The organism is Agrobacterium sp. 22-3639C2, from assembly GCF_053522105.1.
The window spans coordinates 743987-765992 of record NZ_JBNWDB010000002.1 but is presented as its reverse complement, the minus strand read 5'-3'; the positions used below and the strand labels follow the sequence as shown (position 1 = coordinate 765992).

Annotated in this window: 18 protein-coding genes; 9 read left to right on the top strand and 9 right to left on the bottom strand. The window is 58.7% G+C overall.

Features of this window, described 5'->3' with window-relative positions; all coding sequences use genetic code 11:
- Nucleotides 1–49 precede the first annotated feature (49 nt).
- The 3 genes from cysT to ACQZ6D_RS11135 are packed head-to-tail and all read left to right on the top strand — an operon-like array spanning nt 50 to nt 2814.
- Nucleotides 50–892 (top strand): sulfate ABC transporter permease subunit CysT, encoded by an 843-nt coding sequence (gene cysT, locus ACQZ6D_RS11145; protein ID WP_083211639.1) that lies wholly within the window; start codon nt 50–52, stop codon nt 890–892.
- A gap of 3 nt (nt 893–895) precedes the next feature.
- Nucleotides 896–1783: a sulfate ABC transporter permease subunit CysW gene (cysW, locus tag ACQZ6D_RS11140; protein ID WP_065704334.1), complete on the top strand. Its 888-nt coding sequence runs from the start codon at nt 896–898 to the stop codon at nt 1781–1783.
- Between the two features lie 5 nt (nt 1784–1788).
- Nucleotides 1789–2814 (top strand): sulfate/molybdate ABC transporter ATP-binding protein, encoded by a 1026-nt coding sequence (locus ACQZ6D_RS11135; protein WP_003511215.1) that lies wholly within the window; start codon nt 1789–1791, stop codon nt 2812–2814.
- Nucleotides 2815–2832: 18 nt separating this feature from the next.
- On the opposite strand, the gene ACQZ6D_RS11130 is transcribed toward ACQZ6D_RS11135, so the two are convergent.
- Nucleotides 2833–3930 (bottom strand): DNA alkylation repair protein, encoded by a 1098-nt coding sequence (locus ACQZ6D_RS11130; protein ID WP_065704332.1) that lies wholly within the window; start codon nt 3928–3930, stop codon nt 2833–2835.
- Between the two features lie 318 nt (nt 3931–4248).
- On the bottom strand, nt 4249–5685 hold the full coding sequence (locus tag ACQZ6D_RS11125; protein ID WP_003511213.1) for an NAD-dependent succinate-semialdehyde dehydrogenase: 1437 nt from the start codon (nt 5683–5685) through the stop codon (nt 4249–4251).
- Nucleotides 5686–6310: 625 nt separating this feature from the next.
- Between ACQZ6D_RS11125 and ACQZ6D_RS11120 the strand changes: the two genes are divergently transcribed.
- From ACQZ6D_RS11120 to ACQZ6D_RS11105, 4 genes are all read left to right on the top strand, one after another.
- Nucleotides 6311–6817, top strand: coding sequence for a putative pterin-binding protein (locus ACQZ6D_RS11120; protein ID WP_003511212.1), 507 nt, complete (start codon nt 6311–6313; stop codon nt 6815–6817).
- A 9-nt stretch (nt 6818–6826) separates the two neighbouring features.
- Nucleotides 6827–8761, top strand: a complete 1935-nt coding sequence (locus ACQZ6D_RS11115; protein ID WP_003511211.1) for a putative bifunctional diguanylate cyclase/phosphodiesterase — start codon at nt 6827–6829, stop codon at nt 8759–8761.
- A 164-nt stretch (nt 8762–8925) separates the two neighbouring features.
- The gene (locus ACQZ6D_RS11110) at nt 8926–9621 is read left to right on the top strand and encodes an FkbM family methyltransferase (RefSeq protein WP_003511210.1); all 696 of its coding nucleotides are present in this window, start codon (nt 8926–8928) and stop codon (nt 9619–9621) included.
- A gap of 335 nt (nt 9622–9956) precedes the next feature.
- Nucleotides 9957–10793, top strand: coding sequence for an alpha/beta fold hydrolase (locus tag ACQZ6D_RS11105; RefSeq protein WP_065659631.1), 837 nt, complete (start codon nt 9957–9959; stop codon nt 10791–10793).
- Nucleotides 10794–10848: 55 nt separating this feature from the next.
- On the opposite strand, the gene ACQZ6D_RS11100 is transcribed toward ACQZ6D_RS11105, so the two are convergent.
- From ACQZ6D_RS11100 to ACQZ6D_RS11070, 7 genes are all read right to left on the bottom strand, one after another.
- The gene (locus ACQZ6D_RS11100; protein WP_065704331.1) at nt 10849–12231 is read right to left on the bottom strand and encodes an FGGY-family carbohydrate kinase; all 1383 of its coding nucleotides are present in this window, start codon (nt 12229–12231) and stop codon (nt 10849–10851) included.
- A complete protein-coding gene (gene rhaM, locus ACQZ6D_RS11095; protein WP_065704329.1) occupies nt 12228–12551 on the bottom strand; it encodes an L-rhamnose mutarotase in 324 nt (107 codons plus the stop codon). Before rhaM ends, ACQZ6D_RS11100 begins: the two co-directional genes overlap by 4 nt.
- Before the next feature lie 3 nt (nt 12552–12554).
- Nucleotides 12555–13565 (bottom strand): ABC transporter permease, encoded by a 1011-nt coding sequence (locus tag ACQZ6D_RS11090; RefSeq protein WP_065704328.1) that lies wholly within the window; start codon nt 13563–13565, stop codon nt 12555–12557.
- Nucleotides 13562–14563 (bottom strand): ABC transporter permease, encoded by a 1002-nt coding sequence (locus ACQZ6D_RS11085; protein ID WP_065704326.1) that lies wholly within the window; start codon nt 14561–14563, stop codon nt 13562–13564. Before ACQZ6D_RS11085 ends, ACQZ6D_RS11090 begins: the two co-directional genes overlap by 4 nt.
- 13 nt (nt 14564–14576) lie before the next feature.
- Nucleotides 14577–16112 carry a sugar ABC transporter ATP-binding protein gene (locus ACQZ6D_RS11080; RefSeq protein ID WP_065704323.1) on the bottom strand — a complete coding sequence of 512 codons (1536 nt, stop codon included), beginning with the start codon at nt 16110–16112 and terminating at the stop codon, nt 14577–14579.
- A gap of 208 nt (nt 16113–16320) precedes the next feature.
- Nucleotides 16321–17331 carry a rhamnose ABC transporter substrate-binding protein gene (rhaS, locus tag ACQZ6D_RS11075; protein ID WP_003511200.1) on the bottom strand — a complete coding sequence of 337 codons (1011 nt, stop codon included), beginning with the start codon at nt 17329–17331 and terminating at the stop codon, nt 16321–16323.
- 48 nt (nt 17332–17379) lie between these two features.
- On the bottom strand, nt 17380–18210 hold the full coding sequence (locus tag ACQZ6D_RS11070; RefSeq protein ID WP_003511198.1) for a DeoR/GlpR family DNA-binding transcription regulator: 831 nt from the start codon (nt 18208–18210) through the stop codon (nt 17380–17382).
- A gap of 201 nt (nt 18211–18411) precedes the next feature.
- Between ACQZ6D_RS11070 and ACQZ6D_RS11065 the strand changes: the two genes are divergently transcribed.
- On the top strand, nt 18412–20508 hold the full coding sequence (locus ACQZ6D_RS11065) for a bifunctional rhamnulose-1-phosphate aldolase/short-chain dehydrogenase (RefSeq protein ID WP_448729931.1): 2097 nt from the start codon (nt 18412–18414) through the stop codon (nt 20506–20508).
- Between the two features lie 100 nt (nt 20509–20608).
- Nucleotides 20609–21901: an L-rhamnose catabolism isomerase gene (gene rhaI, locus ACQZ6D_RS11060; RefSeq protein WP_111795555.1), complete on the top strand. Its 1293-nt coding sequence runs from the start codon at nt 20609–20611 to the stop codon at nt 21899–21901.
- The last annotated feature ends 105 nt before the right edge of the window (nt 21902–22006 follow it).

Below are 22006 nucleotides of genomic sequence, written 5' to 3'. Positions count from 1 at the left end.
ACGATATGCAACAGGTAAAAGACCCGGCGGGAAACTGCCGGGTCGCTTTATGATGAATTGGGGGCGGGGTTTGAAGCGGAATGTTCTGCCGGGGCTTAAATTGTCCCTCGGCGTTACCCTCACTTACGTCGCCATCATCGTGCTTCTGCCGCTCTCGGCGCTGGTGTTCAAGGCGGCGAGCCTCGGGCCAGCCGAATATTGGGCCATTATCTCTTCGCCGCGCGCTGTTGCGAGCTATCGCGTCACGGTGCTCTGCGCTCTCGCCGCGACCTTGTTCAACGTCGTTTTCGGACTGGCGCTCGCCTGGGTGCTGACGCGTTACCGTTTCCCCGGCTGGCGCCTTGTCGATGCCATTGTCGATCTGCCTTTTGCGCTTCCCACCGCCGTTGCCGGCATTGCGCTGACGACGCTGTTTGCGGGTAACGGCTGGTTCGGCTCGGTGCTTGCGCAATTCGGCATCAAGGTTGCCTATACGCCGCTCGGCATCATGGTGGCGATGGCCTTTACCAGTCTACCCTTCATCGTGCGCACCGTGCAGCCGGTGCTCGAAGACCTCGATCCGGCATTGGAGGAGGCGGCGCAATCGCTCGGCGGTTCCGATCTAGAAATCTTCCGCAAGGTCATCCTGCCGCTTCTGACGCCAGCTCTGCTGGCCGGTCTCTCGCTCTCTTTCGCGCGCAGCCTCGGTGAGTTCGGCGCCATCATTTTCATTGCCGGCAACCAGCCGTTTTCAACGGAAATTACGGCACTGCTGATCTTCATCCGGCTGGAGGAATATGATTATCAGGCCGCCGCCGCCATCGCCTCCGTGCTGCTCATCGCGGCCTTCGTCATGTTGGCGGTGACCAATTACCTGCAGGCGCGTGCGCTTCGTTATACGGTGAGGAGCTGAGACATGAGCGCCATTTCCTCGCATCGCAAGCCACCGCGCGTCGGTGACGCGCCCTGGGTTCGCCGTAGCCTGATCGCTTTTGTGCTCGTCATCGGCGCGTTCCTGGTTGTCGCTCCTCTGACCATCATCGGGGTCGAGGCTTTTTCGCAGGGGTGGAAGGTCTATTCAGCGACCATCACCCACCCCGATACCCGCCACGCCATCATGCTGACGGTGCTGACGGCGCTGATTGCGGTGCCGATCAACACGGCCTTCGGCGTCGCAGCCGCATGGGCGATCACTAAATTCGATTTTCCCGGCCGGCGCTTCCTGCTGGTGCTGATCGAGATACCCTTCTCCATCTCGCCGATCGTCGCCGGTGTCGCCTATCTCTTCGTTTATGGGCTGCAGGGGCTGTTTGGGCCGTTCCTCGATGCGCACAATATCAAGATACTCTTTGCACTACCCGGCATCGTCATCGCGTCGATGTTCGTCACGGCACCCTTCGTGGCGCGCGAGCTGATCCCATTGATGCAGGCGCAGGGCCGCGATCTGGAGGAGGCGGCCACCTCGCTTGGCGCATCCGGCTGGCGCACCTTCTTTTCGGTGACGCTACCGAATATCAAATGGGCACTGCTCTACGGCGTCGTTCTGTGCAACGCCCGCGTCATGGGTGAATTTGGCGCGGTGTCGGTCGTGTCAGGCAATATTCGCGGCCAGACCAACACGCTGCCGCTGCATATCGAGCTGCTTTATCACGATTACCAGACGGCGGGCGCCTTTGCGTCGGCCTCCATCCTCGCTCTGCTCGCTGTCATCACCATCATCGCCAAGGTGGCGCTGGAACGGCGCGGCGCCGGGCGCGGGGCCAAGAAGACCAGCGGCGGTGCCGCCATCGCCACGGAGACCTGATTCCCATGAAAATCCGCCTCGAAAATGTGGTGAAGACTTTCGATACCTTCCGCGCGGTGCGCGATGTTTCGCTCGATATTGAAAGTGGCGAGCTTCTGGCGCTGCTCGGCCCCTCCGGTTCAGGCAAGACGACGATCCTGCGCATGGTCGCCGGTCTCGAATATAGCGATGGCGGCCGCATCTTTTTTGGAGACGAAGACGCCACCAATATTCCGGTGCGCGATCGCGGCGTCGGTTTCGTGTTCCAGCACTACGCACTTTTTCCGCATATGACGCTGCATGAAAACATCGCGTTCGGCATGAAGGTGTCGAAGGTGAAGCGCGACAAGGCCGCGATCGATGCGCGGGTCAGGGAACTGTTGAACTTGGTCAAGCTTGACGGTCTGGGCGACCGGTTCCCGGCGCAGATTTCCGGTGGGCAGCGGCAGCGTGTGGCGCTGGCCCGTGCGCTTTCGGTCGATCCCAAAGTGCTTCTACTGGATGAGCCCTTCGGCGCGCTGGATGCCAATGTGCGCCGCGACCTGCGCCGCTGGCTGCGTGAAATTCACGGCGCGCTGGGCATTACCACGATTTTCGTGACGCATGATCAGGAAGAGGCACTGGATCTCGCTGACCGCGTCGTCATCCTCAATCAGGGCGAGATCGTGCAACAGGGCACGCCGAAGGAAGTCTGCCGCCAGCCGAACAGCGCCTTCGTCATGCGCTTTCTCGGCGATGCCAACCGTGTGTCCGGCGTGGCGCGCGGCGGAAAGGTCTATGTCGGTGACAACGAACTGCCTTTCTCCTACGGTCAGGCAGATGGCGCCGTCGAGATCTATGCCCGTCCCTCCGACCTGGAATGGGAAGATCTGCACGAGGGCATTCCAGCCTCGGTTTCGCGGGTTCTCGACCGGGCAGGCGAGCGGCGGGTGATCGCCAGCACAGATGGCGGCGATCTCCTGGAATTCGACGTGCCGCCGGAAAATGATGTCGCGGCAGGCGATCGCGGTTCCGTCATCATCCGCCGTGCGAAGATTTTCCCGGCGGCTTGAGGGACGCTCTCGCCAGCTTCATATCAGCAGTTCGAAAGAGGCCTCGGCCGCCAGCCTGCCGTTGACCATCAGGTCAACCTTGTGAACACCCGCATAGTGCTTGCGGGTGGTGAAATCACGCATGGCGCGGCTTATCGAGAGCGCGCATGTTTCGCCCGGCTGCAACTCGATTTCTTTCCACTTGAAGACTTTCGCGGAGGCGTCACCGCTCTTTTTCACGTAATGCACGGCATAATCGATCACCAGCTTCTGCGGGCTTTCTGCCGTCGAGGTGAAAGAAGCTGAAATCCGCACCGGATTACCGAGAGCGACCCTTTCAGGAGAAACCTGAAACGCCGAGAGTGCGATCTGAGCCTCCTTATGGGCACCGAAATGGGCGAGCGCGGCAGCGTCACCTTTCTTGACCAGAGTGCGCAAGGCCTGCCGCACGATCCAGCGTGTATGCGGGTTTTCCTTCGGCCATGTGTCGATGAGCGCCAGCACGAAAGCGGGATTGTCCTTGGTGATGTCGTTCAGATGATTGGCGACGGATTTGCGCACGTAAAGCGCCTCGTCAGCTTTCATGGCATCAAGGATCGCGGTGACCGGTGAGGGATCATCGATCAGGGCTTTGAGCTGGAACGACCAAGGCAGGCGCGGCCGGCAGCCTTCGCTCGCCAGCCTCCGCACATGCTCGTTGTCATGTTGCGACCATGTTTCCATCACGGCAAGTGTTCGGGCCAGATCCCTTTGCAGGAAATGGCGGATGGCAAATTCCGAGGAGCCGAAACGGGTGAAATATTGCAGCGCCTGCATGGAAAGATCGAAATCGTCGAGACCGTAAAGCGCCACATATTCTGGCAGCGAAATGGATGCGAAACCGTTGCCTATTCCGGGTGCTGCGGCTGTCAGAATTTCGATGTTGCGGGCATAGTCGCCGGGAAGCGTGGCGTGCAGGCTGGTCGCCACCTGCCGCATGCGCTGCATGATGCCCAGCGCTTCGAGATTTGTCGTGGCAAGCGCCATGAAGGCGGGAACATCGAAAGGCGCATGAACGGCTTTGGTCTGATCGGCGATGTGTCGCAGTTTTTCGTGGTTGAAGATTTCCTTCAACGCGGGTGCCGCTGTCTCGCTCATAGTGCCTCTCTAAGTTCACTTTTTGTTCTTTTAGGGCATGATGAGGACGGAGGCAAGGGAAGGTGGTACTACCGAAGAAAAGACATAGCAGATCTTGCTTCTTCACAGATTGACGAAGGTCTTTCACTCCGTCATTCCGGGCTTGATCCGGCATCCGGCCACTGGGCGCCTGCGCGGTGAGTAGTCTTTTGCGGTCAATGACTTGATCGCGCTGGACCCCGGATCTAGTCCGGGGTGGCGACGCGTGGAGATTCCGGGTTCGCCAAATTCAGGTTCAGGGCGGATATTGTCACCCGCCCTGAGCTTGCATCCAAAGCTTCAGCTCATCTGGCTGACGAATTTCGTCTCCAGATAGGCCTGAACCGCCTCCGAACCGCCTTCCGTGCCATAACCGGAATCCTTGACGCCGCCGAAGGGGACTTCGGGAAGGGCAAGGCCGTTGTGGTTGATGGTCAGCATGCCCGCCTCGACCTGGTGGCCGAGCGCATGCGCTGTCTTGACCGAGCTGGTAAAGGCGTAGGAGGCAAGGCCAAAAGGCAGGCGGTTCGCTTCGTTGATGGCATCATCGAACGTCGAGAAGCGGTTGATGATGGCGACGGGACCGAAGGGCTCGTCGTTCATGATCTTGGCTGTCACTGGCACGTTGGCGAGCACCGTGGGCTCGAAGAAGTTGCCCTTGTTGCCGATGCGGCGGCCACCGGTCTTCAGTTCCGCGCCATGGGAAACGGCGTCGTTGATCAGGCCTTCCAGCGCTGGGATGCGGCGCTCATTGGCGAGCGGCCCCATGACGACACCTTCTTCCAGGCCGTTGCCGACCTTGATCGCCTTCGTGGCTTCCACGAAACCTTCAAGGAAGCGATCCGCCACACCGTCCTGCACGAGGAAGCGGGTGGGAGCGACGCAGACCTGACCGGCATTGCGGAACTTGGCAAGCGAGGTCACCTCGATCGCTTTTTCGATATCGGCATCGTCAAAGATCATCACTGGCGCATGACCGCCGAGTTCCATCGTGGCGCGCTTCATGTGCTTGCCGGCAAGCGCTGCCAGATGTTTGCCGATCGGCGTGGAGCCCGTGAAGGAAATCTTGCGGATGACCGGATGCGGGATCAGATATTCCGAAATCTCGGATGGCACGCCGTAAACGAGACCGATGACACCCGCCGGCACGCCCGCATCCACAAACGCTCGGATCAGTTCCGCCGGCGATGCCGGTGTTTCTTCCGGGGCCTTGACGATGATGGAGCAGCCCGTGGCAAGGGCAGCCGAAAGCTTGCGGACGATCTGGTTGATCGGGAAGTTCCATGGCGTAAACGCCGCGACGGGACCAACCGGCAGCTTGATGGCAAGCTGGGAAACGCCGGTTGCGCGCGCCGGGATGACCTGGCCGTAGGTGCGACGTGCTTCTTCGGCGAACCAGTCGATCGTATCGGCGGCGCCCATGATTTCGGTTGCCGATTGCGACAGCGGCTTGCCCTGCTCGCGGGTCATTATATAGGCGATCTTGTCCTTGCGCTCGCGCAGGATATCGGCTGCCCTGCGCATGATCTTGGAACGCTCGAAGGGCGAGGTGTCGCGCCAGACCTTGAAGCCACGCTCGGCGGCGGCAAGTGCCAGATCGAGGTCCGCCTTTTCGGCATGGGCGATCGCGCCGATGATTTCGTCGGTCGCTGGGTCGGATACGGCGATCGTCTTGCCGGAAACGGCGTCTCGCCATTCGCCATCAATGAGAAGTTTGATGTCGGGATAGGTGTGCATAGGGACTACCTTCATGATGCGGCCGATACGGCAGGGTGCCGTCCAGCCCGGAGACGTGAACAGAATTTTCCTGACCGGACTATATCCGGTATCGCCGCTTGCGCTGCGCGGAACGGGCGTCTGGGCATTTCCGGCAAGGGGAAGCAGAAAATGCCGGAAACGGAAATGACAGCTCTTATATTAAGTTGCGTACGGTATGTTTCAACCGTTCGCTCTGGCAATCGCCATGATTTTTCTGTGATGCGAAACTTGTCTCTCGGCTTTCCTGCCTGACAGGCAGGCGGATGCCGAACGCGCATTGGTCTTGTCCGATACGCGCGAATCATGTGTCGCTATTATTAAGCAATCACGCATATGCCGCAATTTGGCCTTTGTCGCACCAGACGGATTGATACGAAGACGTAACTTGTAGTGTTGCTTGCGTCATAACAGGGCGTGAAGTGTAAAAAAGTACAATAAGACGGAAAAATTATCCAAACGGTTTACTCAAAACCTAGAGAAAATACGGATAAAATCTCACTAAGGATATAACATTCATTCCTGATATATATTGCGAGCGTCGGTTCCCTTGACCCTCAGAGGTTGGCGAAAACCCCTCGACCTGAACGCTAGATGGAGAAAGAGTATGAGTTTCGCCCGGGTACTTCTCAGTGCGTTTCTGTCGCTCATGTGGCTTTCCTGTGCCGAGGCCGGGACGATCGCCAAGCCGCAAGGCAAGCCGATATTGACCATCTCCGGAAACATCACCAACACCAATGCCGATGGCGCTGCGGTATTCGATCGCGACATGCTGGAGGGATTGGGCATGGTGACAGTGGAGACCACGACGCCCTGGCACGATGGCCGCGTTCGTTTTGACGGCGTGTCACTGGCAAAGTTGATGGATCTCGTCGGTGCAAAAGGCACCAGCGTAACGGCAGTTGCACTCAACGATTATGTGAGCACCATACCGGTTGAGGATTTTAAGAAATTTAACGTTATCCTCGCGATCAAGCTGGATGGCAACTACATGACAGTTCGCGAAAAGGGTCCGCTGTTTGTCATCTATCCCTATGATAGCGACCCGGAATTGCAGAAGCAGACCTATTATTCGCGGTCCGCATGGCAAGTTGCCAAATTGATAGTGGAATAAAGGTGCCGTTTGCGAAAACTTGTGGCGGTGATCATCTGTTGCTTCGTCCTGGCAACGGGCTATATCGCTTTCGTCATTGCCGAGCGTCAGACCGCTCTGCAGAAATTTGCCCGCTATAACGATTCGTGGGCGGTCAGTCAGACCGTGGCGGAGTATCTCCGCCTTCAGAACAAATTGGCCGTTTTTGCGCTCAGTCCCGGTGTCATAGACCGGGACGAATTGCAGCTGCGCATGGACATCATGCTAAGCCGCCTGGAGCTCTTGAAGCAGGGTAACCTCGGCGCTTTCATCAATGAAAAACAGCAATGGCGGGATCTCGTAACCCGCCTTGACGCGGTTCTGGCCCGCCTGGAACAGCAGATGAACACCCTGGAGCCAAGGGATGTTCCGGATCTGCTCTCCGAGATGAGCTCGCTCGATGCGCCGATGACGACGCTGGCTTCGTCGTCGGTCGCCTATGACGTCAATCTGATCGATACGGCCCATGAGGACGTGCGCAAGCTGCATATCGTCTACACCGCGCTTGCGGGCGGATTGATCCTGTGCGGCATCGCGCTGGTGATATTGCTGCTTCGCCAGAACGATCTGTTGAACCGTGCGCAGAAAAGCATGCGCGGGCTGACCGATGATCTGCGCGCCGCCACGCTTGAATTGCAGGCCAAGAATGTCCGGCTGGAGCATGATGCCTATCATGATGCGCTGACGGGCCTTCCGAACCGCTCGCTGTTCCGGCAGGAACTTATCGAGCGGTTGCGCCGCTCTTTCGGCGGCAATGGAACGACGGCCATTCTTCTGCTTGATCTCGATGGGTTCAAGGACGTCAACGACACGCTTGGCCACGATTCGGGCGACGCCTTGCTTCAGGCCGTGGCACAGCGCCTTTCGGGGATCGGCGGTGATTACGACATGGTTTGCCGCCTTGGCGGCGATGAATTCGCTGTCGTGTCCGATGATCTCAATGAGGACACGGCGCGCCGTCTCGCCTCCAAGCTTATCGAGCAGATCAGCCGGACCTACCAGCTAGGCGAGCAGGAGGTGAAAATCGGCACCTGCATCGGCATCGCCATATCGCATGGTACCGTCGATGCGGATGAATTGTTCAAGCGCGCGGATCTGGCGCTTTATGAAGCCAAGGCCATCGGCCCTGGCCGGGCGAGTGTTTTCAAGGTCCGCATGCAAAAGCAGCTGACCGAAAAGAAATCCTTCGAGGCCGATCTGCAGACGGCGCTGCAGAACGACGAGATGGAGGTCTATTACCAGCCGCAGGTGGCGACGCAGACCCGCAAGCTTTGTGGCTTCGAGGCACTTTTGCGCTGGAAACATCCAGTGCGCGGCGATGTTCCGCCCAGCGTGTTCATTCCCGTTGCGGAACGAACCGGCCTTATCCATTCGCTCGGAAAATGGGTGATGGAGACTGCCTGCCGCGAGGCGATGCGATGGGATGAGGACATGAAGGTGGCGGTCAATCTCTCGCCGGTTCAGTTCCACAGTACCAACCTCATTCAGAACGTGATGGGTGCCCTTGATAAAAGCGGGCTGGAGCCGAGCCGGCTCGAGCTTGAGATCACCGAATCGATCCTGCTGAACAAGAGCGACCAGACGATCAACACGCTGACGCGGCTGAAGGCCGTCGGCATCCAGATCGCCATGGACGATTTCGGCACCGGTTACTCCTCGCTTGCGAATTTGCGCGGCGTGCCGTTCGACAAGATCAAGATCGACCGGTCATTCCTGCGCGATATCACCAGCGACCGCGACGCGCTGGCGATCGTCGAATTCGTGGTCGGCGTCGGGCGCAGCCTCCGAATGACCACCATCGCCGAAGGCATCGAGACGGAGGAGCAATATGAGCTGGTCAAACGTCTGGGATGCGATCTGGTACAGGGCTATCTGATCAGCAGGCCGTTGCCGGCCAAGGAGCTTGTGGCCTGGAGTTCCGTTTGAACGGGTTTGCTTTCGAACAGGGCAAGCCATGTTAAATTTCAGTGGGATACATCGTTGACGGCGAAAACCAATACCGGTTGTCGCACCGATACTGTAGAGCATTCGCGGTCTATGCGGGATCGTTCTGTTGACGAGGCCGGGTTTTGAGAAAGGGCTTGGGAAATATGGAAATTCTGGATGTGCATGGAGTAGCCCTGCCTCTTTCTTCCGATGAGGTATCGCCCGTCATATGGCAGGCGCTGACCGACGGCAGCTATGAGGCGAAAGAGGCCCGCAGCGTCCTGAAAGCCATCAAGCCCGGCGACCGCGTATTGGAACTGGGGTCCGGCATCGGCATCATAACCTCGATCATTGCCGGTATTCAGGATGTTTCCGTTTGGGCATTCGAGGCCAATCCGTCCACAGCGGCGCTGGCGGAACGGGTGATCAAGGCAAATTGCCGTGGCAATGTCGTGTTTTCCCAAGGACTTCTCACGGCCGACGAGCCGCGTACCTATCCCTTCTATGTCCGCAAGGATCTCTGGATGTCGTCCATGGACGAAAATCAGGGTCCTTATGAAAGGCGCATCGAAATCTCGTCCGAGAATATCGATGCGTTTGTCGCCAGCCGGGGCATCACGGCGCTCGTGATGGATATCGAGGGCGCGGAACGCGATCTGCTCGGCAATGCCGAGCTTGCTGGCGTGGAGCGGATATTCGTCGAGCTGCACGATCACCTTTATGGCCTCGAAGGTGTTCGCGACATCATGCAGGCACTGACCGCCAAGGGATACGCCTATGATCCACGCGGTTCACGCGGCCCTTGCGTGTTGTTTTCCAAGGACGACAGCCCGAGGGAATACGATCCCGACGTGGATTGAGAGTTCGAACAACTTAGCGAGTTTCGTTTCCGGCGGTGTGCAGTCGCGACCGCGCCCGTGCGCCGTTGATTACAATTTAAACCGCAACTTATCCGGTTGGTTATTTCAATCCGTTTGCGTCTTCTGTCGCAACTTTTCGGTCGCGGTGCCGTTTAGCGCCGGTAACGGGGCATAAGACAGCGGGCGGCACGGCCATTATTACCAGATCAGCAATTCATTCAGAATTATTGTTGCAATTGTTGCGGATGTTTTCCTGCGTCATCATCCCTCCATCAAACCGGCGCACAACATAGATCGCACCGGAAGATGCCAACGCAACCGAAGGAGAAACAATCATGGGCTTTGTTAAGACGACAGATGGAACGGACATCTTCTACAAGGACTGGGGCCCGAAGGATGCTCAGCCCATCGTGTTTCACCACGGCTGGCCACTCAGCTCCGACGACTGGGATGGACAGATGCTGTTTTTCCTCTCGAAAGGATATCGTGTCGTCGCCCATGATCGCCGTGGTCACGGCCGCTCCGCGCAGGTTTCCGAAGGTCACGATATGGACCATTATGCCGCAGACGCCTTTGCGGTTGCAGAAGCGCTGGACCTGAAAAATGCCGTGCATATCGGTCATTCCACCGGCGGTGGCGAAGTGGCGCGTTATGTTGCCAGACACGGTGAACCCGCAGGCCGCGTCGCGAAGGCCGTTCTGGTTTCCGCCGTGCCGCCGCTGATGCTCAAGACCGAGGCCAACCCCGAGGGCCTGCCGATGGAGGTTTTTGACGGCTTCCGTTCAGCACTTGCCGCAAACCGCGCGCAGTTCTTCCGCGATGTGCCCTCCGGCCCGTTCTACGGCTTCAACCGCGATGGAGCGACCGTTCAGGAAGGCGTGATCCAGAACTGGTGGCGGCAGGGTATGATGGGCAGTGCCAAGGCGCATTACGATGGCATCAAGGCATTCTCGGAAACCGACCAGACCGAAGACCTGAAGGCCATCAGCGTGCCTACACTCGTGCTGCACGGTGAAGATGACCAGATCGTGCCGATTGCGGACTCTGCGCTGAAATCGGTGAAGCTCCTGAAAAACGGTACGCTGAAGACCTATCCCGGCTTCTCGCACGGCATGCTGACCATCAATGCAGACGTGCTCAACGCCGATCTTCTGGCCTTCATCAAGGCTTGATCCTTTTGCAAAACGGAATGCGGCTGGATACCCGGCCGCATTTTGTCGTCTTGCGTCAAGCCAGACGGGCCTGCCATTCGCTGTGATAGGCGGGAAGCCCTGCAATGGCATCGGGAGCGAAATGACGCTCGCGACCGGCAAGTGGTTTGATACCGGTGAGGAGTGCTGCCCCGGCACTGGTGCCTGTGGAACCGCTGACGGCGATGACCTCAGTTTCGGCAAAACCTGCCAGCGCCTTGAGATAAAGCGCATTGCTGGCGAATGGCCCTTCGACCAGTATCGGGCCTTTCCGCCCGATGAGCGATAGGCTGAACTCCGTCATCAGGGCGAGATAAAGCGCCGCTGCCGCGTGCCGTTCCGCAACAGTGGCATTGTCGTCGGCAATCCAGCGCGCTGTTTTGCCGGGGAAGGGGCCGGAACCGCTGACGACGCTGGGCAACAGCATCATGCCTCTTGTGAGCACGCCGCCGAGAGCGGCTTCGGTTTCTTCGCCCGGAGCAGGCCCGAATTGGTGCGTCAGCATTTCATATTCCCTGCCGCCCATGAAGCGGGAGGAGGGAACGGGACGCCCGAGGGCATCGACATTCAAAAGCGTATCACGGGCGGGATCCAGCGCCTCTGCCGTACCGCCGATGGCGAAATTCACCACCCAGGTGCCGGTGGAGACGACCGAAAAATCACCCTGCCGCCGCAGCAGATGCGGCAGGAGCGAGGCGTTGGAATCATGGATGCCGCAATAGACCGATATATCCCCCGAAAGCCCGGTTTCCAGCGCCACCGATTCGCGGACTGGCCCGAGTACATCGAAGGCGGAGCGCACCGGCGCCATCAATTGCGCAATGCCCAAGCGCTCGACCAGCGATGAAAACGCCTTCAGCCGCGGATTCCACAAATCCGTATGGCAACCGAGCGAGGTCGTCTCGGTGGCCTGAACGCCGGTCAGCCGCCCCGCCCAATATTGCGCGTAGGTGACGATGCTGCGCACCCCAGCGAATTCCTGCGGAAAGGCGGTTTTCTGGAAATGGATTTGTGCGCCAAGGTTCAATCCGGCTGGAAGCGAGGGCGAGCCGGTTTCAGCAAAATCTGGCCTGATGCGGAGATAGGCTTCCGCAACGCTTGCGGGGTAGCTGTGCTCGTAATCCAGCACAGGCATGGCAAGATCGCCGTTTTCGTCAAGAAGTGCGGCAGACGCGCCATGGGTCGTGATGGAAATCGCGTCGAAACCCGGCTCTTCCGCGAACCGCCGCAGAGAGGCGAGAATGAAGCTCCAGAGCATCTCCACATCGTAATGCGGATAAATGCCGTCACGAAGGACAGGGTTGGAACGTCTGTCACCGGTTATCTCTTCGCCGCTTCGGGTGTCGATGACAACGACCTTGGCATTGGTCTTGCCTATATCGATGACCGCGACGCGGCGTGGCTTTGTCATGTCATTCATGGCAGTTGGAACACTGTCACAAGGTCAGTCGCGACAGGCGAACTATCGGGGTTGCTTTCCATGATGTCAGCCATATGCGCCCACCATTTCTTCATCACGGGATGCTCGGGCAAAGCTGCCATACCGTGGTTCTTCGGGCGGGTCAGCACGCCGAACAGGATGTCGGTTTCCGGGTCGAGGTGGATTGAATAGTCGCTCACACCCGCTTCGTGCAGTAGAGCAACCAGTTCCGGCCATATCTCGTCGTGGCGCCGTCTATATTCGGCTTGCTTGCCGGCGAAGAGTTTCATCTTGAAAGCGTGTTTTTCTAATTCCGGCATGGCTTAGCCTCTGATGGCGCGAAGGCGGCGCACAACGATGGGTATGGCGATGGTGATGATCAAAAGCAGGCCGACGAAGATCGACATGACGATGCCAGGCACGTTCAGAAGACCGAGGCCGAAGGTGACGAGGCCCATGACGAAGGCAGCGATGACGACACCTGCAATGGTGCCGGAGCCGCCGAGAATGGACACGCCGCCGAGCACCACCATGGTCACGACTTCAAGCTCCCAGCCTTGAGCAATCGAGGGGCGGGTGGAGCCGAGCCGCGAGGTGAGGCAGATGGCGGCGATGCCGCTCATCAGGCCGGTCAAAAGGAAGAGGATGAATTTCACCCGCTCGACGGGGATACCGGAAAAACGGGCGGCAAACGGATTGTTGCCGATCACGTAGACCTGCCGGCCGAAATTGGTGGCGTGCAGCAGAATGGCGAAGATGACGGCCATGGCGAGGAACAGCACGAATTCGAAGGAGATGACCGAGTATACGTAACCCTGACCGAAATAGGCGAAATCCGCCGGATATTTGCCATAGGCCTGGTCACCCAGCACCATATAGGAAATACCGCGAAACAGGCTCATCGTGCCGATGGTGACGACGATGGATGGCAGTTTGAGGCCAGCGACGAGAAAGCCGTTGAACGCCCCACAGAGTAGCCCGGTTCCGATGCCGATGGCGACGAGTCCCGGCGTGCCAACACCCATCTGCACCGCCGCACCCATTGCGGTGGAGGCGAGAGCGATGACGGCGGCGACTGAGAGATCAATCTCGCCAGCGATGATCAGAAGCGCCATCGCAAAGGCGATGATCGCCTTTTCGGTGAAGTTGAACGTCGCGTCGGACAGGTTCCAGGCATTGAGGAAATAGGGCGAGGCAAACGAATTGGCGATGAAGATGAGGATCGCGACGCCGAGCAGCAGCACTTCCCAGCTTGCCAGGAGACGGCGCAACGGCGTGCCGAGCTTGTCTGGAATGATACGTGGCTTCTGCGCCGGTTGAGAATTCGTACTCATGCTGCGGCCTCCTTGGCCTGATCGCTTGCCGCCCGGTCGCGCAGGATGATGCGCCCTTTTCGAGCTTCGGCGCGGGCGTTGAAGACGACGGCGAGCACGATAACCACGCCGGAAATCGCCATTTGCGCGAAGGGAGAAATGCCGATGACGGGCAGGGCGTTCTTAATGACGCCGAGAAACAGTGCGCCGAGCACAGCGCCTGCCACCGAGCCAATGCCGCCGGCAATGGAGATGCCGCCAATCACATTTGCCGCAACGCTATCGAGTTCGAAACCGGCGGCGATATCCACATAGGCAACGGCATAACGCGATACCCAGAGATAGCTTGCAAGTCCTGCCAGTGCACCCGACAGAACGAAAGCCAGAAAGCGCGTGCGGCCGACATCGATGCCGGCATAGACCGCAGCGCCCGGATTACCGCCGGAAGCGTAGGCGGAGCGGCCGAAAGAGGTCCGGCTGAGCACCAGCCAGGCACCGGCGATGATGAGGATGGCGACCCAAGATAAAACCGGCATGCCGAGGATCATGGTGCGCGGCACGTTGAGAAAAGTCGGCGAAAGCTGGTGCGCATTCACCCAGCCGCCGCCCGACAGCACGAAGGCCATGCCGCGATAGATGGTGAGCGTGCCGAGCGTGACGACGATGGGCGGAATGCCGAGCCACCAGACGAGAATGCCGTTGATCGATCCCAGAAACGCACCGATGCCGACCGCCATGGCGATGAGAAGCGGCAGTGGAATTCCCGGGAAGGCGGCATTGGTCATCGCCACTGCCATGCCGGTGAAGGCGAGGTTGGCGGCAACCGAAAGATCGATGGATTTGGTGAGAATGACCGCCATCTGGCCAAGCGCCAGGATGATGAGGATGGAGGTATCGTTGAAGATATTGACGAGATTGGCCAGCTTACCGAAACCGGGCGCGCGCAGCGCAAAGCCTGCGATCATGATGACGATGATGCCCGCCAGCAGCCATTCGCGATTTTTGAGAAAACGTTGCATGGTTTTGCCCCTCTCAGGCGTTGCCGGTGGCGGCGCGCACCAGCTTTTCCGGAGAAAAATCGGCGCGTTCGAACTGACCTGCCATCAGGCCTTCGCGCATGACGATGGCGCGGTCGGACATGCCGAGAATTTCGGGAAGTTCGGATGAAATCATGATGATGGAGAGACCTTCGGCTGCAAGCTCGCTGATGAAGCCGTGCACGGCGGCCTTGGAGCCGATATCGATGCCCTTGGTGGGTTCATCGAGAATAATGACTTTCGGCTGCGTGGCGAGCCATTTGCCGATCACCACCTTCTGCTGGTTGCCGCCGGAAAGCGTGCCGACGGGCACGGACAGGGCGGCGGCGCGCAGGTCGAGGCGGGAGGCATATTTGCGCGCCAGAGCAAATTCGTTTGCTGCGGCGAGAAAGCCCTTGCGAGAGGTGCGGGCAAGAGAGGGCAGCGACATGTTCTGGTAGATCGGCATGTCCAGCGCCAGCCCATGCCGTCCACGCTCTTCCGGCACATAAACGATGCCGGCGCGGATCGCATCCTCCGGCGAACGGATGACGAGCGGTTGGCCGTTGAGGGTAATCTGTCCTGAGGCTGGGCGGGTGATGCCGAAAAGCGACTGGCACAGTTCCGACCGCCCGGCGCCGATCAGCCCATAAAGGCCAAGAATTTCGCCTTTGCGCAGATCGAGAGAAATATCGCGAAATTCCGTCTGGTGTGAATAATTTTGGACCGAAAGAACCGTCGGGCCGAGCGCGACCGCCTGCTTGGGAAAGGCGTTCGTGACGTCGCGGCCAACCATCAGGCGCACGATCTCATCCTGCGGGGTGGCGGCGAGATTACCCGCGCCGACCATCTTTCCGTCCCGGAATACGGCGTAATTTTCAGCGATTTCATATACTTCATCGAACTTGTGGCTGATGAACAGGATGGCCTTGCCCTGCCGCTTCAGGTTTTCAACGATGCGGAACAGATCATCGATTTCCTTGCGGGAAAGGGCGGCTGTCGGTTCGTCCATGATGACGATGCGTGCCTCGACGGAAAGCGCTCTGGCGATTGCCACGAGGTGGCGCTGCGCGATGGAAAGGTCCTTCAGCCGAATGGACGGATCGATGGTGCTTTCGAGCTGTTCAAGCAGGACCCCGGCGCGCGCATTGATGGTCTTCCAGTCAATGAGGCCGAAACGGCCTTTGGGCGCATGACCGAGGAAGATGTTTTCTCCCACGGAAAGCTCGTCGAACAGCACGGTTTCCTGATGAATGGCGGTCACGCCGGCATCGATGGCATCCTGTGCGCCGTGAAAGGTGACGGGCCGGCCATCGAGAAGGATTTCCCCTTCATTCGGGCGGTAGATTCCGGTGAGAATTTTGACGAGCGTGGATTTTCCAGCACCGTTCTCGCCGATCAGCGCCGTGACCTTGCCGGGATAAAGCGCGATATCGACGCCATCCAGCGCCTTCACGCCGGGGAATATCTGGCTGATGCCGCGCATTTCCAGAATGGGCGTCGCGCTGTAAGTCTCGGTAACGTCTAAGATTTTGGTTTCAGCACGCATCATTCCGTCTTACCGGTTGGTTTTGAGTGAAGCGGCGAGAGGCACCCCCCTCTGCCCTGCCGGGCATCTCCCCCACAAGGGGGGAGATCGGCAAGCGGATACACCCTGCCTATGGAACGAGCGGGTGCGGCATATCGATCTCCCCCCTTCAGGGGGAGATGTCCGGCAGGACAAAGGGGGTTAGCCTTCGCACTGCCGGAAATTATTCAGATCAGAAAATCTTCGAGAACTGATCGATGTTCTTGGCGTCATAAATGAAGGGATCGGCCATGGCCGCTTCGCTATTTTCGCCAACCTTGATCTTGCCCATGCGGCCGGCTTCGATTTCCGAGCCCGGTTTGCCGTCTGCTTCACCCTTCACAAGGCGGTAGGCAATCTGGGTGGCGGAATAACCGAGGTCGATCGGGTTCCAGATGGCGAATTCCTTGGTTGCGCCTGATTTGATGGCGCCAGCCATCTCCGAGGGCAGGCCAAGGCCCGTCACAAAGACCTTGCCGATCTTGCCCGCATCCTTCACGGCCTGAGAGGCCGCAAGAACGCCAACCGTCGTCGGTGCGACGATGACCTTTACATCAGGATGGGAGGAAAGCAGGCCCTGTGCTTCGCGGTAGCTCTTGTCGGCAAGGTCGTCACCATAAACGGTGGTAACGAGGTTAAGGCCGGGGAAGTCCTTCAACTGCTTCTTCATCTCATCGATCCAGATATTCTGGTTCGTGGAGGTGGTGGTGGCCGAAAGGATGGCGAAATCGCCCTTGCCGCCTTCCAGGTGCGATGCGGCAAGCTGCAGGCACATCTTGCCGATCAGCGCGTTGGACGAGGGGTTGAGCTGCAGAATGCGGCCTTCAGGTGCCACGCCGGAATCCCAGGAGATGACCTTGATGCCGCGCTGCGCCGCCTTTTTCAGCGCCGGAACTACGGCGTCCGGGTCATTGGCGGAAATGGCGATGGCATCCACGCCCTGCGCGATCAGCGAATTGATGACCTCGATCTGGCCTTCCGCAGTGGTGCTGGTCGGGCCCGTATAGATGATCTCGACGCCACCGAGGTCTTTTGCAGCCTCCTGCGCGCCCTTGTTGGCGGCTTCGAAAAAGCCGTTGCCAAGTGATTTGACCACCAGCGCGATCTTCACATCGGCTGCTTGGGCAACGCCGCCAAGGCCCGCGACGGAGAGCGCCGCGCTAAGTGCCAGGACGCTCGTCAATGTTCTGCGTGTAAGTTTCATGTTCCTTTTCCTCCCGTTTTTGAACCTGTTCCTCTCTTCGGTGCTTCCTCAAGCGACCGAAGAGGAATCCTCCTCATCAGGCGGGTTGGCTATCTTGCCATCCCCCGCTGCGCCGGCGATCAGCAATTCGACGCCGGCATTTTCAACCATCCGCGCTGCCTCATCCGAAATCCCGTCATCGGTGATGATGGTCGAGACGTTTTCGAGTGGGCATAAAATCAGGCTGGATCGTTTTTTGAATTTCGAGGAATCCACCATCACGATCAGCTCTTCCGCCTGCCGCATCAGCTTCTGCTCGCTCTGGATCACCAGCGCGTCCGATTCCATGATGCCGAGTGCGCCGATGCCCTGCGCGCCGAGAAAAATTCGCCTTGCGTAAAAATTGCGGATGGCATCGTTTTCGAAGGGCGACAGGATAAGGCTTTGATCGCGATAGATTGCGCCACCCGGCACGCTGACATTGCATTTGGAATGTTTGACCAGATGCTCCGCAATCGCGAAGGAATTGGTCATCACCTGCAGCCGTCGCGCCGCCATGTAGTGCACCATCTGGAATGTGGTCGTGCCGCCATTTAAGATGATCGCATCACCGTCATTACAGAGATCAACCGCCTTGCGCGCAATTGCGCGTTTCTTGTCGATGTTGACCGATTCGGACACGCGGAACGGTCGCGCGGCCAGATTACCCAACTGCGGTGGATGCACCGCTTCGGCACCGCCACGCACGCGTCGCAACTTTCCCTGAACATGCAGGGACGCGATATCCCGGCGGATCGTTGCTTCCGACGCATCCGTCAGTTCGGCAATATCCTGCACCGTCACGACAGCTTTTTCCTGTGTGGCGCTCAAGATGATGCGATGGCGTTCGCGTTCGTGCATGTGGTCCTCCTGATTGTGATTATTCGCAATCTCTTTACGTTGTCAATCAAGAACGATCAAATTAATCAATATCGCGCTGCAACATGAAAATTTATGATCGTTTTTGATTGACATTACGCTTTTGTATGCGCGATATCTGCCGTCAACGGAGGCGGACCGATCTCGGCACCCGCGAATGCAGACTTGACTTGGGAGGAAGACATGACGGGAAAATCCCGCCTTCTCGAAAGCCGTTGGGACGATGCCTATGCCAAAACGCTCGATGAGCCTGGCAAGCTGCTTTATCGCTCCAATCTGCTTGGCGCCGACAAGCGCATCACCAATTATGGCGGCGGAAACACATCCGCGAAGGTGCTCGAAACCGATCCGCTAACGGGCGAGAAAGTCCGCGTCATGTGGGTTAAAGGGTCCGGCGGCGATGTCGGTACCATCAAGCTCGATGGTTTTGCGACGCTTTATCTCGACAAGCTGGAAGCGCTAAAGGGCATTTACAAGGGTGTCGAGGATGAGGACCGCATGGTCGGCTTCCTGCCGCATTGCACTTTCAACCTCAACCCACGCGCCGCCTCCATCGATACGCCGCTGCACGGCTTCGTGCCTTTTGATCATGTCGATCACATGCATCCGGATGCGATCATCGCGATTGCCGCCTCCAAAAATTCGAAAGAACTGACGCAGCAGATCTTTGGCGATGACATCGGCTGGCTTCCTTGGCGCCGTCCCGGTTTCCAACTGGGTCTCGATCTCGAGGCTTTCGTAAAAGCCAACCCCGAGGCCAAGGGCGTTGTGCTGGAAAGCCACGGTCTGTTCACCTGGGATAACGACGCCAAAACATGTTACGAACTGACGCTCGCCATCATCAACAAGGCAATCGAATGGTTTGCGGCCAAGACCGAAGGCAAGACGATTTTCGGCGGTGCCGTTGCCAGGAGCCTGCCACTTGCCGAACGCCGCGCGATTGCTGCGCGGTTGATGCCGGAAATCCGTGGTCGGATCGGCCGCGAGGAGCGCAAGCTCGGCCATTTCGATGATCAGGACGCGGTTCTGGAGTTCGTCAATTCGAAGGATCTGAAGCCGCTCGGAAATCTCGGCACCTCCTGCCCGGATCATTTCCTGCGCACGAAAATCCGCCCGCTGATCCTCGATCTCGATACAGCAAATCCCGATGTGGATGCGCTGACAGCCGCTCTCGACAAGGCGCTAGAGGCCTACCGCGCCGACTACGTCAGATATTATGAGGCGTGCCGCCATGATAATTCGCCTGATATGCGCGACCCGAACCCGGTGATTTTCCTGATCCCCGGAGTCGGCATGCTGTCCTTCGCCAAGGACAAGGCGACCGCCCGTATGGCCGGTGAATTTTACGTCAACGCCATCAACGTCATGCGCGGCGCTTCCACCGTGTCCGAATATCAGGGCCTACCCGAACAGGAAGCCTTCGATATCGAATATTGGCTGCTGGAAGAGGCAAAGCTGCAGCGCATGCCGAAGCCGAAAAGCCTTGCCGGACGTGTGGCCTTTGTCACCGGTGGCGCCGGCGGCATCGGCCGGGCGACGGCGGAAAGGCTGGCAGCGGAGGGCGCCTGCGTTGTTCTCGCCGATATTGACGAGGCGGCGCTGGAAGCGGCCAAGGGCGATTTCGCGAAGCGCTACAGTGCTGATGCGGTGCGCAGCGTCAAGCTGGATGTGACGCAGGAAGACGCGGTCATTTCCGCCTTTGCGGAAGCGAGCGTGGAATTTGGCGGCGTGGATATTCTCGTCTCCAATGCCGGCATCGCCTCGTCTGCACCGGTGGAAGACACGACGCTTGCCATGTGGAACAAGAATATCGATATTCTCGCGACGGGCTATTTCCTCGTGTCGCGGGAAGCATTCCGGCTACTCAGGCGTCAAAATCTCGGTGGCAACGTGGTGTTCGTCGCCTCTAAAAACGGTCTTGCCTCTTCGCCCAATGCTTCTGCCTATTGCACGGCCAAGGCGGCGGAAATCCATCTTGCCCGTTGCCTTGCTCTGGAAGGGGCGGAAGCCGGCATTCGCGTCAACACCGTCAATCCCGATGCCGTTCTGCGCGGTTCGAAGATATGGAACGGTGAGTGGCGCGAGCAGCGCGCGGCCTCGTCGAAGATCGAGGTGACCGATCTGGAGGAACATTACCGCAAGCGCTCGATGCTGAAGCTCAATGTATTCCCGGAAGACATCGCCGAAGCGATCTACTTCCTGGCGTCCGACGCGTCGGCCAAATCAACCGGCAATATCATCAATGTCGATGCCGGCAATGCGCAGAGCTTTACGCGGTAGGAATTTCGGCACGTCTCACCTCCGTCATCCCGGCTGAATGCCGGAATGACGGAGGGGGCGATGATCGAGCATGCACTGGACCGATTCCGGGGAGGAAGAGATGACCGACACCAAAATCGCCGCCGATGTGATCGCGGCCGAAAACGACAAGCGCGCCGCCGCGCTGAAGGACGACTACGATGCGCTGGGCAACCAGCTCGCGCGCCGCAACATCGATATCGATGCTGTCACCGCCAAGGTCGCGGAATTCTTCGTCGCTGTTCCATCCTGGGGCGTCGGCTCCGGCGGCACCCGTTTCGCCCGCTTTCCGGGCGAAGGTGAGCCCCGCGGCATTTTTGACAAGCTGGATGATTGCGCCGTCATCAACCAGCTGACACGGGCGACCCCGAATGTCTCCCTGCATATTCCGTGGGACAAGCAGGACCCGAAGCGTTTGAAGGACCATGCCGACACGCTGGGTCTCGGCTTCGACGCCATGAATTCCAACACCTTCTCGGATGCACCGGATCAGAGCCATTCCTACAAATACGGTTCGCTCAGCCACACCGATGCCGCAACGCGGGGCCAAGCCGTGGAGCACAACATCGAGTGTATCGAGATCGGTAAAGCCATCGGTTCCAAGGCGCTGACGGTGTGGGTTGGCGATGGTTCCAACTTCCCCGGCCAGAGCAATTTCACCAGAAGTTTCGAGCGCTATCTCGCGGCCATGGCCGATATCTACAAGGCGCTGCCGGATGACTGGCGCATCTTTTCCGAACACAAGATGTTCGAGCCGGCCTTCTATTCCACCGTCGTGCAGGATTGGGGCACCAATTACCTCATCGCCAATACGCTCGGTGAAAAGGCGTTCTGCCTCGTTGATCTCGGTCACCATGCGCCGAACACCAATATCGAGATGATCGTCTCCCGGCTCATCCAGTTCGGCAAGCTCGGTGGTTTCCACTTCAACGATTCGAAATATGGCGATGACGATCTGGATGCCGGCTCCATCGAGCCTTACCGCCTGTTCCTCGTCTTCAACGAGCTGGTAGATGCCGAACATCGTGGCGTGAAGGGCTTCCATCCCGCCCATATGATCGACCAGTCGCACAATGTGACCGACCCAATCGAAAGCCTGATTTCCAGTGCCAACGAAATCCGCCGCGCCTATGCGCAGGCGCTGCTGGTGGATCGCGCGGCTTTGGATGGCTACCAGCAAGACAATGATGCGTTGATGGCCTCCGATACGCTGAAACGGGCCTATCGCACCGATGTCGAGCCGGTTCTCGCTAAAGCAAGGCAGTTGGCGGGCGGCGCGATCGATCCTGTTGCCACCTACAGGGCCAGTGGTTATCGCAAACGGGTTGCGGCGGAACGCCCGGCTTCGGTCGGTGGCAGCGGCGGGATTGTTTAGGGGTTGGGGTTTGAGGGGATAGGCGGAGAAGCCGAGCCTACTTACAAACCTTGCCGCAAACGCGACGTCACCCTCGGCCTTGTGCCGAGGATCTGCCGACATTTC